At 66.8% G+C, this 15,763-nt stretch carries 16 protein-coding genes; 11 read left to right on the forward strand and 5 right to left on the reverse strand.

Annotated features, from left to right (window positions below):
• Positions 1–314: 314 nt before the first annotated feature.
• Positions 315–3,233 carry a M16 family metallopeptidase gene (locus tag MF609_RS14405; protein WP_242416983.1) on the reverse strand — a complete coding sequence of 973 codons (2,919 nt, stop codon included), beginning with the start codon at positions 3,231–3,233 and terminating at the stop codon, positions 315–317.
• Positions 3,234–3,337: 104 nt separating this feature from the next.
• The gene (locus MF609_RS14410) at positions 3,338–4,057 is read right to left on the reverse strand and encodes a Crp/Fnr family transcriptional regulator (protein WP_242416984.1); all 720 of its coding nucleotides are present in this window, start codon (positions 4,055–4,057) and stop codon (positions 3,338–3,340) included.
• A gap of 138 nt (positions 4,058–4,195) precedes the next feature.
• Here MF609_RS14410 and MF609_RS14415 point away from each other — a divergent pair, with 138 nt between their 5' ends.
• The 7 genes from MF609_RS14415 (at position 4,196) to MF609_RS14445 (ending at position 8,212) form a co-directional block, all read left to right on the forward strand.
• A complete protein-coding gene (locus tag MF609_RS14415) occupies positions 4,196–4,771 on the forward strand; it encodes a NifU family protein (RefSeq protein WP_242416985.1) in 576 nt (191 codons plus the stop codon).
• A complete protein-coding gene (locus tag MF609_RS14420; protein ID WP_419723104.1) occupies positions 4,771–5,361 on the forward strand; it encodes a malonic semialdehyde reductase in 591 nt (196 codons plus the stop codon). Before MF609_RS14415 ends, MF609_RS14420 begins: the two co-directional genes overlap by 1 nt.
• Before the next feature lie 7 nt (positions 5,362–5,368).
• Positions 5,369–5,986 carry a tRNA (adenosine(37)-N6)-threonylcarbamoyltransferase complex dimerization subunit type 1 TsaB gene (gene tsaB / locus MF609_RS14425; protein ID WP_242416986.1) on the forward strand — a complete coding sequence of 206 codons (618 nt, stop codon included), beginning with the start codon at positions 5,369–5,371 and terminating at the stop codon, positions 5,984–5,986.
• A complete protein-coding gene (locus MF609_RS14430; RefSeq protein WP_242416987.1) occupies positions 5,983–6,465 on the forward strand; it encodes a GNAT family N-acetyltransferase in 483 nt (160 codons plus the stop codon). The genes tsaB and MF609_RS14430 overlap by 4 nt, the downstream gene beginning before the upstream one ends.
• 90 nt (positions 6,466–6,555) lie before the next feature.
• Complete coding sequence (locus MF609_RS14435) at positions 6,556–6,969, forward strand: Ros/MucR family transcriptional regulator (RefSeq protein ID WP_242416988.1); 414 nt, start codon at positions 6,556–6,558, stop codon at positions 6,967–6,969.
• 89 nt (positions 6,970–7,058) lie between these two features.
• A complete protein-coding gene (locus MF609_RS14440) occupies positions 7,059–7,481 on the forward strand; it encodes a Fur family transcriptional regulator (protein WP_066689351.1) in 423 nt (140 codons plus the stop codon).
• Positions 7,482–7,486: 5 nt separating this feature from the next.
• Complete coding sequence (locus tag MF609_RS14445; RefSeq protein ID WP_242416989.1) at positions 7,487–8,212, forward strand: lysophospholipid acyltransferase family protein; 726 nt, start codon at positions 7,487–7,489, stop codon at positions 8,210–8,212.
• Between the two features lie 109 nt (positions 8,213–8,321).
• On the opposite strand, the gene MF609_RS14450 is transcribed toward MF609_RS14445, so the two are convergent.
• Positions 8,322–9,254 (reverse strand): Gfo/Idh/MocA family protein, encoded by a 933-nt coding sequence (locus MF609_RS14450; RefSeq protein ID WP_242416990.1) that lies wholly within the window; start codon positions 9,252–9,254, stop codon positions 8,322–8,324.
• Between the two features lie 60 nt (positions 9,255–9,314).
• On the reverse strand, positions 9,315–10,070 hold the full coding sequence (locus MF609_RS14455; RefSeq protein WP_242416991.1) for a competence/damage-inducible protein A: 756 nt from the start codon (positions 10,068–10,070) through the stop codon (positions 9,315–9,317).
• A gap of 63 nt (positions 10,071–10,133) precedes the next feature.
• Here MF609_RS14455 and map point away from each other — a divergent pair, with 63 nt between their 5' ends.
• The 4 genes from map to MF609_RS14475 all read left to right on the forward strand — a co-directional run bounded on the left by map (position 10,134) and on the right by MF609_RS14475 (position 14,323).
• Positions 10,134–10,961 carry a type I methionyl aminopeptidase gene (map, locus tag MF609_RS14460; protein WP_242416992.1) on the forward strand — a complete coding sequence of 276 codons (828 nt, stop codon included), beginning with the start codon at positions 10,134–10,136 and terminating at the stop codon, positions 10,959–10,961.
• Between the two features lie 194 nt (positions 10,962–11,155).
• Positions 11,156–11,494, forward strand: a complete 339-nt coding sequence (locus MF609_RS14465; RefSeq protein ID WP_242416993.1) for a P-II family nitrogen regulator — start codon at positions 11,156–11,158, stop codon at positions 11,492–11,494.
• A 90-nt stretch (positions 11,495–11,584) separates the two neighbouring features.
• Positions 11,585–12,997, forward strand: coding sequence for a type I glutamate--ammonia ligase (gene glnA, locus MF609_RS14470; protein ID WP_242416994.1), 1,413 nt, complete (start codon positions 11,585–11,587; stop codon positions 12,995–12,997).
• Positions 12,998–13,372: 375 nt separating this feature from the next.
• Positions 13,373–14,323, forward strand: a complete 951-nt coding sequence (locus MF609_RS14475; RefSeq protein ID WP_242416995.1) for a metallophosphoesterase — start codon at positions 13,373–13,375, stop codon at positions 14,321–14,323.
• On the opposite strand, the gene MF609_RS14480 is transcribed toward MF609_RS14475, so the two are convergent.
• The gene (locus tag MF609_RS14480) at positions 14,313–15,737 is read right to left on the reverse strand and encodes a short-chain fatty acid transporter (RefSeq protein ID WP_242416996.1); all 1,425 of its coding nucleotides are present in this window, start codon (positions 15,735–15,737) and stop codon (positions 14,313–14,315) included. The genes MF609_RS14475 and MF609_RS14480 overlap by 11 nt on opposite strands.
• Between the last annotated feature and the right edge of the window lie 26 nt (positions 15,738–15,763).

Here is a 15,763-nt window from a genome sequence, read left to right on the forward strand (position 1 = left end):
AGACGCGGAGGGGTTGCGCCTTGGGCAAGCGTTCCCCGCGTCAGCGGCCTTACTACTCGCCTATCCCGTCAGGGAACGTCTTCCGTTCGCGAGCGCTTCGCCCGGAACGCAACTTCCTCAGCGTCTCCGCGCCTTCGCGTGAACCCATTTCTTCTTGTTAAAGGATAGAGGCGTCCGCCACCGGTTCGTGTGCGGACGCCCCCCTCCACCATTCGCTGCGCGAACGGTCCCCAGCGTTGGGTTGACCATGCCCCGCATGGTCAAGGATCGTCCGGGGGACGATCCGACCCAACGCTCCGTGCCGGGGAGGGGTCTTACTTCTTCTCCGGCAACACCTGCATCGACCAGTCCTTGGCGGGGACCAGATATTTCGCGGCAAGTGCCTGTAGTTCCGCCGGGGTCGTTGCGCGGATGTCGTTGATGATGCCGGGGATCGCCGCCAGCCGCGCGGGATCGCGCGTGCCGCCCTGCGTCTGGTTCATCCAGAACATGTTGCCGCTCGACATGCGCGCGACCATCTGGATCACCGGCAGCTTGGCGCGGTCGAGTTCGTCCTCGGGCACCGGCGTCTTGACCAGATCGGCGGCCAGTTCGCGCGCGAGGTCGAAGAAGAAGCCGGTCTTGTCCGGCGGCACCATCCCGATCGCCATGATCCGTCCGCCGCCGGGCAGGCCGACCGGCCAGCCATTGTCGACGTTCGGCGAATAGCTGACGCCCGCCTGGCTGCGCAGCCGATCGAGCAGCCGGTCGCGGAACACGGCGGCCAGCACCTCCAGCTTGCGGCTTTCGGTCAGACCGGCGCTGCCCGCACCGGTCGGCCAGGCGATGGCGGCGGCGGCCTGGTTGGGCTGGCCGCCATGGGTGCGGGTGACGGGCGTCGCGACATGCGCCGGGAAGCGGACCGGCGGCGGCGGAGTCGTGGCAGCCGGACGCGGAGCCATCGCGCCGATGGTCGCGGCGACCGCGTCGATCGCCGGCTGCTGCTGCACGTCGCCGAACACCTGCACCTCGATCGGACCGGAAGCGAGCAGCGGTGCCCACAACGCCTTGAACGCCGCCGGGGTCAGCGCCTCGATCTCCTTGCGGTCGGGCGTGCCCCAGCGCGGGTCGTTGTCGTGGAGCAGCGCGTCGAGATCACGCGCCATCACGCCGTCGGGCGAGGCGCCCAGCGCGTCATAGCTGGCAAGCATCACCGCACGGGCACGCGCGACCGGCGCGGGGTCCCATGCCGGCGATTGCAGCTTGGCCGCGATAAGCTTCAGCTGGTCGGTCAGGTCGGCGGCGGTGGTGATGCCCGACAGGCTGAAGGCGTCGTCGTCGATGCCGAAGGACAGCCCGATCTGCCGCCCGCCGGTCAGCCGGTCCAGCTCCTCCTGCCCCAGCACGCCCTTCGGCGTCTGGATGCCCGAGGCGACCAGCGCGAGGTCGGCGGCGAAGGCCGGCGTGCGCCGGTCGGCGGGGAGCGCGTTCAGCCCCCGGCCGAAGCGGACGCGGACATAGACCTTGCCGGTTTCCGATTCATTCGGGAACAGCAGCAGCGACGACCCATTGGCGAAGTCGACGCGCTCGACCGGCGGATCGCTCAGCGCCATGCTGCGGCCGGTGATCGCGCCGGGCTTGCCGAGCGGGGCCAGCCGGTCGAAGCCGATCGCCCCTTGCCCGCTGCGCCGGGTGGCGCTCCCTGCGATCTTTTCCGATAGCGCAGCGGTCAGCTTCGCCTGGGCGGTCGGATCGGGGGTGCGGGTGTTGACGATGGCGCGGGTTGCGGTGCCCTCGAACACCTTCTTCGTCGCCGCCTGGACGCGGGCGGGCGTGAAGAACTTCTTCGTCACCGCCCCTTCGAAGATGCGCAGCGACGTCTCCGGCCCCGCGACCGTCTCGCGGATATCGGTCGCGGCGATGAGGTTGTCGGCGAGCAGCGCGCCCGCCGTCACCGGCGCGGTGCGGACTTCGTTTTCCATGCCGGCGCGGATTTCGGCGACCTCGCGGTCGATCTCCGCCTGGGTCGGCGCGGTGCGCATCGCGTCGGCGATCGACTGGCGCACGTCGCGCAGCGCCGCCGCCCAGTCGTCGCCCAGCGGCAGGATCGACAGCTGGGTGATGTTCGCGGAGCGTGACACGTCGTCGAGATTGGCCCCGGCCGAGATATAGCTGCCCCCGGCCCGCGCGCGGCTTTCCAGCCGGCGGTTCAGGATGCGCAGCGCGATCTGGTCGATCATGCGTTCCTGGTTGAACAGGATGGTGTCATCGCCGACGGTCCACGGCCGCAGCACCGCCATCTGCACCAGCGTCGGCATGGTCGGTTCGCTGACGGGGGCGGCGACCGGTTCGTTCGCTTTCGGAGCGCCGAATTTCGGTTCGGCAGGCGACGGGCCGGTGCCCTGCCAACCGGCGAAATGCTTCTTCACCATCGCTTCGAGGATGGCGGGATCGGCGTCGCCCGCGATGACGATGATCGCGCGGTCGGGGCGATACCAGCGGTCGTGGAACGCCTTCACGCTGGCGGCGGTCGCGGCCTGCAACGTTTCGACATTGCCGATCGGCGAGCGGTCGGCGAGCGGCTGTCCGGCGAAGAACAGCGCGCGCACCGCATCGCCGAAGCGGACCTGGGGGCCGGGCTGTTCACGCTGTTCGGACAGGACGACCGGGCGTTCGGCGTCCAGCGCCGCTTGGGTCAGGGTCGGTTCGGCCATCATGCCCGACAGGATCTTCATGCTTTCGTCGAGGCCGGTCGGCGTCGCCGACGGCAGGTCGAGCTTGTAGACCGTCTGGGTAAAGCTGGTCGATGCGTTGCTGTCGGAGCCGAAGGTGACGCCCAGGCGCTGCCACACCCGCTTCGATTCGCCATCGGGGACGTGGACCGATCCGCGGAAGGTCAGATGTTCGATCAGATGGGCGAAGCCGCGTTCGCTGTCGGTTTCCATCAACGAACCGGTGCCGATCGCGACGCGGATCGCGACCTGCCCCGGCGGCACGCCGTTCTTGCGGACCGCATATTTCAGCCCGTTGGACAGGACGCCGTACGTCCATGTCCGGTCGGGGGGAATGTCGCTGCCCTTGAACAGCCACGGCGTATCCGGCCCCTGTGCGACAGGTTGCAGCGGCGGAAGCTGACGCGCGGGTGCCGGCAATGCGGGCGCGGGCGATGCGGGCGGGGTCTGCGCGGCAAGCGGCGCGGCGATCAGGGCCAGGGTCGTGAACGCGCCCGTGGCCAAACGGAACGAAGATGCCATGGCGGAAGGTGTAGCGTCGTTGCAACGCCCCGACCAGTATCGACAGCGCACGGCAAATATAAAGCTGATCCGGCCGGTTCGTTCAGCCCCGGCTCAGCTTTACCTCAACGTTCCTCCCGCCGCAGATACAGATAGGCATCGTCGAACTCGGCCAGTGCCATCAGGCCGTTCAGGTCGTGGATCGTCACCCGACGCCCGCGAAAGTCCATCAGTCCGCGTTCGCGCAGGTCGCGAAGCGTGCGGTTGACATGGACGGGCGTGAGGCCGGTGCAGTCGGACAGGTCGGCCTGCGTCAGCGGCAGCGCGTAACCGGCATCGTCGGCCTGTCCGATCAGGCCGAGGCGGACACGCAGTTCGCAGATCAGGTGCGCGATGCGTTGGATCGCGGTCCGCCGGCCGAGCGACAATTCCCATTCCCGGTGGATCGCGGCGTCGAGCGCGGTCAGGAACCAGTAGACCCGTGCCAGATGCGGCTGGGTCTCGGTGATCTCGGTCAGCTTCGCATGCGGCACCAGCACGACACGGCACGGGGTCAGCGTCATGACATTATGGTCGAGCTGCTTGAGCGAAAAACTGTGCAGGTCGAGGAAATCGCCCGCGACGTGCAGTTCGGTGATCTGCCGCTCGCCGCCCGGCAGATCCTTGTACCGGCACATCAATCCTTCGAGCAGCAGCGTGCTGGAAGTCAGTCGTTCCCCGGCCCGGATGCAGGTGTCGTGCGCGGGCAGGACGCGTACCTCGCCCAGCGACGCCCGGATGACCGCTTCCTCCTCCGGCGAAATCGTGTCGCGCGCGCGCAATTTCGCCAGATGCGTCTCGATCACCGGTGATGGCCCCTCTTGCTGGATCGTTACGCTGGTATCGTAACGATGCGGCAGAGGCAACGCGCCCGGCGCGTCCGCGAACAGTGGGTTTCCCCGAACGCCCTTGATCCCCCGTTACGGTGCCGCCACATGGGCGGCATGTTGATCGAAACCGAATCCACGCCCAACCCGGCGACCCTGAAATTCCTGCCCGGGCAGGTCGTGATGGACGCTGGCACCCGCGACTTCGCGTCCCCCGAGGAAGCGGAGGCCTCGCCGCTCGCCACGCAGCTGTTCGCGCTGGGCGACGTGGTCGGCGTCTTCTTCGGCCGCGATTTCGTGTCGGTGACGAAGGCGCCGGGCAGCGAATGGGCCGACCTGAAGCCCGACGTACTGGCGCTCCTGCTCGACCATTTCGGCGGGCGGATGCCGTTGTTCCACGCGACCGGCACCGCCGGCTTCTCGGTCCCGGCGGAAGACGCCGCTTTGACCGACAATCCCGAGGATGCCGACATCGTCGAACAGATCAAGGAACTGATCGAGACGCGCGTGCGCCCGGCGGTGGCGAATGACGGCGGCGACATCGTCTATCGCGGGTTCGATCAGGGCAAAGTGTACCTGCAGCTGCAGGGTGCCTGTTCGGGCTGTCCGTCGTCCAGTGCGACGCTGAAGAACGGGATCGAGCAGCTGCTGAAATATTATGTCCCCGAAGTCACGGAGGTTCGTGCAGTCTGATGGCCAAGCTCGACGATACCGCGCTCGACACGCTGTTCCGCAGCGCGCGCACCTATAACGGCTATACCGACCAGCCGGTCGACGAAGCGACGCTGCACGCGATCTGGGACCTGGTGAAATGGGGTCCGACCAGCGCCAACCAGCTGCCCGCGCGGATCGTGTGGTGTACGTCGCAGGAGGCGAAGGACAAGCTGGCGGCGTGTGCCAGCGGCACCAATCCCGACAAGATCCGTGCCGCACCGGTGACCGCGATCATCGGCATGGATACCGAGTTTCACGAGCATCTGCCCGAGCTGTTTCCCCATACCGACGCCAAGTCGTGGTTCGACGGCAATGCCGAACTGCGTCAGGCGTCCGCCTTCCGCAATTCGTCGCTTCAGGGGGCCTATCTGATCCTCGCCGCCCGCGCGCTTGGGCTCGACACTGGGCCGATGTCCGGCTTCGATGCCGGCGCGGTGGACAAGGCGTTCTTTGCCGACACGCCGGCGGTCCATGCCAATTTCATCACGACGCTCGGCTATGGCGATCCGTCGAGCCTGCACCCGCGGTCGCCCCGGCCCGACTTCGCCAAGTTCAACCGGATCGCCTGACGCGCCCGTGCGGACGCTGGTCATCGAAACCGCCACCGCCGCCTGCTCGGTCGCATTGATCGAGGATGGCGCGGTGATCGCGCGCGACCATGTCGTGGTCGGGCGTGGCCATGCCGAGCGACTGGTGCCGATGATCGCCGCGCTGCCCGATGAAGGCCGGGCGGACGCGATCCTGGTCGATTGCGGCCCCGGCAGCTTTACCGGCGTGCGCGTCGGGCTGGCGGCGGCACGGGGGTTGGGTATCGGCTGGGGCGTGCCGGTTTCCGGCTATTCCTCGCTGGCGCTGATCGCCGCCGCCGCACTGGCCGAGCAACCGGGCGACGCGGTCGTGGCGGTGCTGGACGGCGGCCATGGCGAGGTGTTTCAACAGGGGTTCGACGGCGCGCTGATCGCCGACGGCCCGGCGGTGTCGCGCAAGCCGGCCGACGCCGTGGCGGCACTGGACGGACGGCGGGTGGTGGGCCAGGGGCTGGCGCGGCTGCGCACGGTGGACGACGGCCTGCCCGCATGTGACCGGCTGCCCGATGCCGCCGATGCGGTACTGCTGCCGATGGCGCAGGCCACCCTGCCCCCCGCCCCGCTCTATGGTCGCGCGCCCGATGCGGTGCCGAGCGTGCGCGGATGAGCGATACCCGCGTCGACATCGTCCTCGCCGACGGGACCGCCGCCGATGTCGGTGCCGTAGACCAGGTGATGCAGGCGGCGTTCGATCCGCGCTTCGGCGAAGCATGGACCCCGGCCCAGTGCCTGGGGATGCTGTCCTTGCCCGGCGTATGGCTGACGCTGGCACGCACCGACGATGTACTGGTCGGCTTTGCCCTGACCCGCGCGGTCGCGGACGATGCCGAGCTGTTGCTGATCGCGGTCGTGCCGCAGGCGCGCGGGCGCGGCGTCGGACGGGCGTTACTGCAACGCGCGATCAGGGATGCCGCGACGCGCGGCGCGGTGCGACTGTGCCTCGAAATGCGGGCAGGCAATGACGCCACGCGACTCTATGTCAGCGAAGGTTTTGCCAAGTGCGGCGAACGGCGCAGCTATTATGCGGGACGTGGCGGTGAACGCTTCGACGCGCACACCTATGTCCGGCAGATATCCGCCGAATAACGAAAAACGTTGCTTATATTGTTGCGATCACCGCGCCGCGGGCCGATAGCGGCGATGGCCATACGTAGCGGCTGCGTAACGAGGAATGATATGGAACTGGATGCGGAGCGTGACGACACGCTGATCGCCTTGACTGCGGATATTGTCGCGGCACATGTCGGCAACAACACGATCGACATCGCGCAAATCCCGACCCTGATCCGCAGCGTGCATGGCGCGCTGGCCGGACTCGGCACCACGATCGAAGCGCCGGTGCAGCGCGCCGAACCGGCGGTGCCGGTACGGTCATCTATCAAGCCCGACTATATCGTCTGCCTGGAGGATGGGCGGAAACTGAAGATGCTGAAGCGGCATCTGATGACGCATTACAAGCTGACGCCCGAGCAATATCGCGCCAAGTGGAACCTGCCGGCCGATTACCCGATGGTCGCGCCCAACTATGCCGAACAGCGCCGGACGCTGGCCAAGCAGATCGGCCTGGGTACGCAGCGGCGTACGAGCTGATCCGGCCGGCGCGCGTTTAGCGGCTTTCGCTGGCGCGCCCGGCACGCTAGAACGGCGCGCAACCTACCCGTCTGGACGTACAGGAATTCATGCCCCGCAAGATCGACCTCGAAGCGCTGTGTCACCAAAAGGGGCTGCGGATCACCGAACAGCGCCGCGTCATCGCACGCGTCCTGTCCGAAGCAGACGACCACCCCGACGTCGAAAAGGTGTATGAGCGCGCATCGGCGATCGATCCGGGCATCTCGATCGCGACGGTCTATCGCACCGTGCGGCTGTTCGAAGAGGCGGGTATCCTCGACCGCCACGATTTCGGCGATGGCCGGGCGCGCTACGAACCCTCGCCCGAAGCGCATCACGATCACCTGATCGACGTCGAAAGCGGCCGGGTGATCGAGTTCGTCGATCCCGAGCTGGAATTGCTGCAGAAGCAGATCGCCGAGCGGCTCGGCTTCCGCCTGGTCGACCACCGCATGGAACTGTACGGCGTCAGCCTCGACCGCAAGGACTGAGCGAAATGACGCTGCCCGCGCGACTGCGGTTGATCGCGCGGGCGGGCGGGATGCTGGCGGCGCTGCTCGTCTATCTGATCCTGCATGGCAGCTGGCGGTTGTTCGGGCGGCGCTCGCCCTGGCCGCCGCGCTTTCTGGGGCGCATCGCGGCGATCGTCGGGGTACGGACCACCGTCGTCGGATCGCCCGTTCCGCGTGACGTCCTGTACCTCGCCAATCATCAGAGCTGGATCGATATCCTCGCCATCGCCGGGGTGAGCGGGAGCGCATTCGTCGCCAAGGGCGAACTGCGTGACGCGCCGCTGGTCGGGTGGCTGTGCACGCTGAACCACACATTGTTCGTCGATCGCGGTGACCGGCTGGGTGTCGCGCGACAGATCGATACGCTGCGGCAGGCGTTGCTGGCCGATCATCCGGTAACGGTGTTTCCCGAAGGGACCACCGCCGCGCCGGGCGAATTGCTGCCGTTCAAGGCGGCGCTGCTGGGCGCGATCGACCCGCCGCCGCCGGGATTGCGGGTGCAGCCGGTCTATTGCGACTATGGCGATGCGCATGAGGTCGCGTGGCTGGGCGACGAACCGGGCACGACCAATGCCGCCTGCGTGCTGGCGCGGCCGGGCCGAATCGGGCTGACGATCCATTTCCTCGAACCGTTCGATCCGGCGGGCATGGGGCGCAAGGCGGTCGCAAACCGGGCGCGGGATGCGATTGCGGCGGCGATGGCGCCCTAGCCTCATCCGTCACCCCAGCGCAGGCTGGGGTCTCTCGATAATGCAGCGCGCGCCTCGCCGCGGGATACCCCAGCCTTCGCTGGGGTGACGTGCTCGTACGGTTGGAACCCTACTCGCTGAATTCGCCCACCGTCACCCGCCGGCCGAGCAGGAAGGCGTCGTTGACATGGACGAAGGGCGACAGGTCGACATCGCTCTGCCGATCGCGCAGGCATTCGGCGAAACGGCGATAGAGCCGGGCATATTCGGGTTCGTCGCCGACATCGACCGCGACACCGTCCACCGCCATCTGCGACGCGCCCATCGACAGCGTCAGATGACCGTCATCGGTCTCGACGTCGATGTCCCAGGTCTGCGGCCCGGTCTGGTCGAAGTCGAATTCGACGCGGACCGGCACGCCCGCCGTGTCGGTGAAGTCGAGGTCGGCGGCGATCGGCGCGTCGCGGTTCGACGGGAAGCGCAGCTCGGCCGCGTCGAGCAGCAGCGGGCGGGGCAGGATGCGGGTGATGACCGACAGCGCGTTGATGCCGGGATCGAACACGCCGATACCCGGCTCCCAGATCCATGCCTGCCCGGGATGCCAGACGCGCACGTCTTCCTTCCAGTTGACCGTCACGCGGCGGATATCGCGCTGGTTCAGCCATTGCCGCGCCGGCTCGACCGCCGCAGCCTCCCGCGAATGCCATGTCGCGAACAGCACGCGGCGGGCGCGTTCGGCGGCGCGGGCAAAGGCCTGCGCCTCCGACAGGGTCGCCGCCGGCGGCTTTTCGATCATGATGTCGAGGCCATGGTCCAGCGCCTGCTGGATCAGCGACAGCCGCCCGCGCGGCGGCGTGCAGATGGAGATGGCCTGTACGTCGGGCATCGCCGCCATCATCTCGGCGATCGTCCTGAACCCCGGCACGCCCTCGGGCGGGCTATGGCCGGTGACGGCGGCGACGAGTTCGAAGTCGGGGCTGGCGGCGATTTGCGGGATATGCTGGTCGCGCGCGATCTTGCCGATGCCGGCCAAGGCAATGCGGGTGGGGGAAGCCAACGTCATTCTCTCCTGACGATTATTTGTCCGACTTATCAAGCCGACCCCGCCCCCGCAAGCGGTGCGTCAGATTCCGTCGGCCACCACGTCGCGCCCCGTGGCACGCAGCCGCTCGGCGAGGTCGGCAAGGCAGGTTTCGACCAGCGCCGGATCGGTCGCCCGGACGACGAAGTTCGCGCCGGTGCGGCCTTCGCGAAAGAACGGATAGCTGCCGATCGCCACCCCGTCATGCGCGCGTTCCACCTCGCGCAGCATCCCCGCCACCTCGCTCTCACCCACCCAGCAGCCGAGCGTGCCGGACACGACCGGCAGGCCACCTTCCAGCGTGCCGGTCAGGCTGTCGAGCATCGCCGCCGCGATGTGCGGCACCCCGGCCATGACGAAGATGTTCCCGATATGGATGCCCGGCGCACCGGACATGCGGTTCTCGATCAGCTCGCCCCCCTCCGGCACTCGCGCCATACGCAGCCGCGCGTCGGTCAGCCCGCCGCGCGTCGTGTAATATTCCTCGAGGATCGCCCGGGCGCGGGGGTGGACGACGACCGGAACGCCCAGCGCCGCCGCGATCGAATCGACGGTGATATCGTCATGCGTCGGCCCGATGCCGCCGGTCGTGAACAGATAGTCGTTGCGCGTCCGCAGAATATTGACCGCCTCGACGATCGCTTCCTCACGATCGGCGACGACGCGAACCTCGGACAGGCGGATGCCCTGCACGTTCAGCCAGGTGGCGAGTTGCGCGACATTCTTGTCCTGCGTCCGGCCGGAGAGGATTTCATCCCCGATGACGAGCAGGGCGGCGGTCCAGATGCGGTCGGTCATGCCCCTCGCATAGCGCGGGTGTGCGCCCTCGCCTAGCGCCCGATCCTTGCCTATATGGGCACCATGACCGACTATCAGACCGTCACCGCCGATATGCCGCTCGCCCGGACCGGCGCGATCAAGCTGCACGATGCCGCCGGCTTCGAAGGGATGCGGCGCGCTGGCCGGCTTGCCGCGCATATCCTCGACGAAATCACCCCGCACGTCGTGCCCGGCGTGACCACCGCCGAACTCGACACGATCATCTATCGCCTGATGCGCGAAGGGGGCGCGGTGCCCGCGACGCTCGGCTATCGCGGCTATGCCCATTCGACCTGCATCTCGATCAACCATGTCGTGTGTCATGGCATCCCGTCGGACCGGACGCTGAAGGATGGCGACATCGCCAATATCGACGTGACCCCGTTGCTGGATGGCTGGCATGGCGACAGCAGCCGGACCTATCTGGTCGGCAACGTGCCGATCAAGGCGCGCAAGCTGGTCGACGTGACCTATGAATGCCTGATGCTCGGCATCGAACAGGCGAAGCCCGGCAACCGGATGGGCGACGTCGCGCACGCGATCCAGCGCCATGCCGAGGCGCATCGCTACGGCGTGGTCCGCGACTTCTGCGGGCATGGCCTGGGCCAGCTGTTCCACGATGCGCCGGAGGTGATCCATGCCGGGCGACCGGGCACCGGACCGGAGCTGCGGCCGGGGATGTTCTTCACCATCGAACCGATGATCAATATCGGGCGGCCCGACGTGAAGATGCTCGACGATGGCTGGACGGCGGTGACCCGCGACCGGTCGCTGTCAGCGCAGTTCGAGCATTCGATCGGCATCACCGAGGACGGATGCGAGATTTTCACGCTGAGCCCCAAGGGCTTCACCAAACCACCGTACCTCTGAGCTCCTCCCCGCGCCGGGGAGGATAACACTGCCCGAAAAACCGGCACCCTGCCCCTTCTGTGGGCAATATCGACAGTCCCGTCCTAATCCCCGATGATCCCGCCACAGGCGAATCGCCGGTTGGCACGGTAATTGTTTAACAGGATGCAAACGGCCCGTCCGGGTCGTCACGTCCGAGGGGATCGGTAGGGCGCATGAAGAAGATCGAAGCCATCATCAAGCCGTTCAAGCTGGATGAGGTAAAGGAAGCGCTGCACGAAGTCGGCGTCAGCGGGATCACCGTGACCGAAGCCAAGGGCTTCGGCCGGCAGAAGGGCCATACCGAACTGTATCGCGGCGCGGAATATGTCGTCGACTTTCTGCCGAAGGTGAAACTGGAAGTGGTGGTCGAGGACGGTCTGGCCGAGCGCGTCGTCGAGGCGATCGCGCAAGCCGCACAGACCGGGCGCATCGGCGATGGAAAGATTTTCGTCATTCCGGTCGAGACCGCCTTGCGCATCCGCACGGGTGAGCGCAACGACGACGCGATCTGACGCAGCGCAGCATTATTTCGAATCACGGGGCGTTCCGGGGCGATTGATTGCGCCGGAGCGTGGGGTTTAATCCAGAAAGGGCAGTTTCCGATGGCTACTACCGCCAGCACCATCCTGAAGCGGATCAAGGACCAAGAGATCGAGTGGATCGACCTTCGCTTCACCGATCCCAAGGGCAAGTGGCAGCACCTGACCATGGTCGCGTCGATCCTGGGCGAGGACGAGCTGACCGACGGCCTGATGTTCGACGGTTCGTCGATCGAGGGCTGGAAGGCGATCAACGAGTCGGACATGGTGCTGAAGCCCGATCTGGACGCGGTCTATACCGATCCTTTCTCGGCCACCCCGATGCTGGTCATCTTCTGCGACGTGGTCGAGCCGTCGACCGGCGAACTCTATGCCCGCGACCCGCGTTCGACCGCGAAGCGCGCCGAGGCGTATCTGAAGACGACCGGTATCGGCGACACCGTCTATGTCGGGCCGGAAGCTGAATTCTTCATGTTCGACGACGTGCGGTTCGAAAACAGCTATTCGACCAGCTATTACAAGATCGACGACATCGAACTGCCGGGCAATTCCGGCCGCGAATATGAAGCCGGCAACATGGGGCACCGCCCGCGCGCCAAGGGCGGTTACTTCCCCGTCGCACCGGTCGACAGCGCCGTCGACATTCGTGGCGAAATGGTCACCACGATGCTCGAAATGGGCCTGCCCTGCGACAAGCATCACCACGAAGTCGCCGCCGCGCAGCACGAACTGGGCCTGACCTTCGGCACGCTGACCACGACCGCCGACCGGATGCAGATCTACAAGTATGTCGTGCACCAGGTCGCCCATGCCTATGGCAAGACCGCGACCTTCATGCCCAAGCCGATCAAGGAAGATAACGGCTCGGGGATGCACACGCACTTTTCGATCTGGAACGGCGGCAGCCCGCTGTTCGCCGGCGACGGTTATGCCGGGCTGTCGGACATGTGCCTGTATTTCATCGGCGGCATCATCAAGCACGCCAAGTCGGTCAACGCCTTCACCAACCCGACGACCAACAGCTACAAGCGTCTGGTTCCGGGCTATGAAGCGCCGGTGCTGCTCGCCTATTCGGCGCGCAACCGTTCGGCGTCGTGCCGCATCCCGTACGGCACCGGTCCGAAGTCGAAGCGCGTTGAAGTCCGCTTCCCCGACGCGATGGCCAATCCGTATCTCGCCTATGCGGCGCTGATGATGGCGGGTCTGGACGGCATCCAGAACAAGATTCATCCGGGCGAGGCGATGGACAAGAACCTGTACGACCTGCCGCCGGCAGAACTCGCGCAGGTCCCGACCGTCTGCGGTTCGCTGCGTGAAGCGCTCGACAGCCTCGAAGCGGATCACGATTACCTGCTGAAGGGCGACGTGTTCTCGAAGGACCAGATCGAGGCCTATGTCGAGATCAAGCGCGGCGAAGTGGCGCGGTGGGAAATGACCCCCAGCCCGGTCGAATATGACATGTACTACAGCGCGTAAGGCGCGGCGACGACCGCGCCGGTGCGCCTAGCGGGCGCATCCGCGCTGTCGGCCGGCTTCGCCGACCCGGCGAGGACCGACGACGTGGCTTCGCCACGTCGCGCTGAGACAAGAGAAAGGCGTCGGGCACCTGCCCCGGCGCCTTTTTTGTATGTGGTGGGCGCCGTTGCCCCGCTACCCACGAACGTCATGCCAGCGCAGGCTGGCATCTTCCGGTACGAGCGCACCATGCCAACCGCGGGAGACCCCAGCCTTCGCTGGGGTGACGTGCGAATTGTGAAGGCGACTGATGCGATCCGCCTGCCCTCCGCCACACAACCGTAACATCCCCGTGGTGAAGCAACCCCGACCACCCGCCGCAGGAATCTCCCGCCCATGACCGTCCTTCTCGACCGCCGTACGCTGCTCGGCGGGTTCGCCATCGGTGCCGCCAGCCTGACCGTCGCTCCAGCACAGGCACGCGCCGCGAAGAGCTGCACCTTCGCGGTGCTGGGCGACTGGGGTCGGGACACGCCCGAACAGCATCATGTCGCCGCCGCGATGGGCCGGGCAGCAGCGGAGGCCCGCAGCGATTTCGTGCTGGCGATCGGCGACAATTTCTACAGCGACGGCGTCACCTCCACCGACGACCCGCTCTGGCAGTCGGTGTTCGAAGGGGTCTATACCCACCCGGCCTTGCAGGTGCCGTGGTATGCGCTGCTCGGCAATCACGACTATCGCGGCAACCCGCAGGCGCAGCTCGACTATAGCGCGCGCAGCAAGCGCTGGCGGATGCCCGCGCGCTATTATCAGGTGGCCGATGCCTCGCTGGCGCGCGCGGACACCGAATTGTTCGCGATCGACACCTCACCCTTCGTCGAGCGCTATCGCGAAAGCGACGGGATGATCGGCAGCAACACCCGGTCGCAGGACACAAAGCCGCAACTGGCGTGGCTCGACCATGCGCTGTCGCAGTCGCGCGCCAAGTGGAAGCTGGTGACCGGCCACCACCCGATCCGTTCGGGCGGCAGCGGCCATGGCGACCAGCCGGAGATCATCGCCCAGGTGCTACCGATCCTGAACCGGCACGGCGTGCAGGCCTATATCGCCGGGCACGATCATGACCTGCAGCATATCCGCCGCGACGGGATTGACATGATCCAGTGCGGCGGCGGGATGGAAGCGCGCCCGGTGCAGGCGGTCGAGGGTACCCGCTTCTGCCGCGCCGCCGCCGGGTTCGGCATGGTGCGGATCGCGGGCGACCTGTTGTCCTTCGATCTGCGCGACGAACGCGGGGCCAGCCTCTACAACGCGTCGATTCCGGTTCGCGCCCGCGTCACGGCATGACCGGCGGGATATAGGGCAGCGTAAAGGCCAGCGCCCAGAGCAGGAACAGCACCAGCGGCAAGTGGACGATCAGCTGAAGGAAGCTGAACCCGACGATGTCGCGCGCCTTCAACCCGAGGATGCCGAGCAGCGGCAACATCCAGAACGGGTTGATGAGGTTCGGCAGCGCTTCGGACGCATTGTAGATCTGCACCGCCCAGCCGAGATGCACCTGCAGGTCGTTCGCCGCCTGCATCACATAGGGGGCTTCCAGCAGCCATTTGCCGCCGCCCGAAGGAATGAAGAAGCCGAGGATCGCCGAATAGACGCCCATCGTGATCGGGAAGGTTTCGGTGGTGTTGAGCGATACGAAGGCGTGGGCGATGACGTCGGACAAGGTCGATCCGTCGGCACTCTTTGCGGTGGTCATCATCGCGGCGATCGCGGCATAGAAGGGGTATTGGATCAGGATGCCGGCGGTGGCCGGCACCGACCGGGCGAGCGCGTTGAGGAAGCGTTTTGGCCGCCAGTGCAGCACCAGCCCCGCCATCAGGAACAGGAAGTTGTAGGTGTTGAGGTTCGAGATCGCGACCATCCACGGTTGCCGCGCAAATTCCTGCACCAGCCAGCCCGCCGCCAGCAGACCGATCAGGACGGTGAGCAGGGGGGCGTGTTCCAGCCACTCGCCGGGCTGGGTGCGGGGCGGCACGGCGTCGTCCTCGCGCGCCGGATCGATGCCCATGTCCTGCGCCGTCACCGCGCTGTCGCTACCGGGGGCCGATGCGATGGCGATCACCGTCGACACGACGATCAGGATCGCTGCGATCAGCATCGATTGCCACAGGAAGATCGTCTGGCTGAACGGGATGACGCCGGTGATCGGGAGCAGGCCGGGCGGCAGGCTGGCCGGGTTCGCCTGTAGCTGCGCCGAGGAGGATGACAGCCCCATCGCCCAGGTCGCGCCAAGGCCGAGATACGCCGCAGCCCCGCCTGCGCGATAGTCCATTCGGAGTTCGGTGCGGCGCGCCAGCGCGCGGGTCAGCAGGCCACCGAAGATCAGGCTCAATCCCCAGCTCAAGAGCGAGGAGAGCATCGTCGCGATAGCGATCAGCCCGATCGCGCCGCGCCCGCTTTGGGGAATCAACGCCAGCCGGTCGATCAGCCGCTGCATCGGCGCGGAGGTCGCGACCACGTAACCGCCGATGGTGACGAAGGCCATCTGCATGGTGAAGGGGATCAGCGTCCAGAAGCCATCGCCGAAGCTCTTCGTCACCGCCGTGACCGGCGCGCCATTTGCCAGCACCGCGACCGCGACGACCACGACCGCCAGTGCCACGAACACGAAGGCATCGGGAAACCAGCGTTCGGCCCAGTCGGTGAAGCGCAGCGCGACACGGGCAAGGCGGCCATCGGTGGCGGGGGCGGCAGCGGGCATCGGCGTCTCCGGTGGTTCGAACCCTA

The sequence above is a fragment of the Sphingomonas panni genome (genome assembly GCF_022664435.1).
Classification (GTDB): domain Bacteria; phylum Pseudomonadota; class Alphaproteobacteria; order Sphingomonadales; family Sphingomonadaceae; genus Sphingomonas; species Sphingomonas panni.

Coding starts and splice junctions, on each gene's coding strand:
- MF609_RS14440 (WP_066689351.1), top strand. CDS start 7,059: ATGCCCCGCAAGATCGACCTCGAAGCGCTGTGTCACCAAAAGGGGCTG.
- MF609_RS14415 (WP_242416985.1), top strand. CDS start 4,196: ATGTTGATCGAAACCGAATCCACGCCCAACCCGGCGACCCTGAAATTC.
- MF609_RS14430 (WP_242416987.1), top strand. CDS start 5,983: ATGAGCGATACCCGCGTCGACATCGTCCTCGCCGACGGGACCGCCGCC.
- MF609_RS14445 (WP_242416989.1), top strand. CDS start 7,487: ATGACGCTGCCCGCGCGACTGCGGTTGATCGCGCGGGCGGGCGGGATG.
- MF609_RS14450 (WP_242416990.1), bottom strand. CDS start 9,254: ATGACGTTGGCTTCCCCCACCCGCATTGCCTTGGCCGGCATCGGCAAG.
- map (WP_242416992.1), top strand. CDS start 10,134: ATGACCGACTATCAGACCGTCACCGCCGATATGCCGCTCGCCCGGACC.
- MF609_RS14465 (WP_242416993.1), top strand. CDS start 11,156: ATGAAGAAGATCGAAGCCATCATCAAGCCGTTCAAGCTGGATGAGGTA.
- MF609_RS14475 (WP_242416995.1), top strand. CDS start 13,373: ATGACCGTCCTTCTCGACCGCCGTACGCTGCTCGGCGGGTTCGCCATC.
- MF609_RS14480 (WP_242416996.1), bottom strand. CDS start 15,737: ATGCCCGCTGCCGCCCCCGCCACCGATGGCCGCCTTGCCCGTGTCGCG.
- glnA (WP_242416994.1), top strand. CDS start 11,585: ATGGCTACTACCGCCAGCACCATCCTGAAGCGGATCAAGGACCAAGAG.
- MF609_RS14405 (WP_242416983.1), bottom strand. CDS start 3,233: ATGGCATCTTCGTTCCGTTTGGCCACGGGCGCGTTCACGACCCTGGCC.
- MF609_RS14435 (WP_242416988.1), top strand. CDS start 6,556: ATGGAACTGGATGCGGAGCGTGACGACACGCTGATCGCCTTGACTGCG.
- MF609_RS14455 (WP_242416991.1), bottom strand. CDS start 10,070: ATGACCGACCGCATCTGGACCGCCGCCCTGCTCGTCATCGGGGATGAA.
- MF609_RS14420 (WP_419723104.1), top strand. CDS start 4,771: ATGGCCAAGCTCGACGATACCGCGCTCGACACGCTGTTCCGCAGCGCG.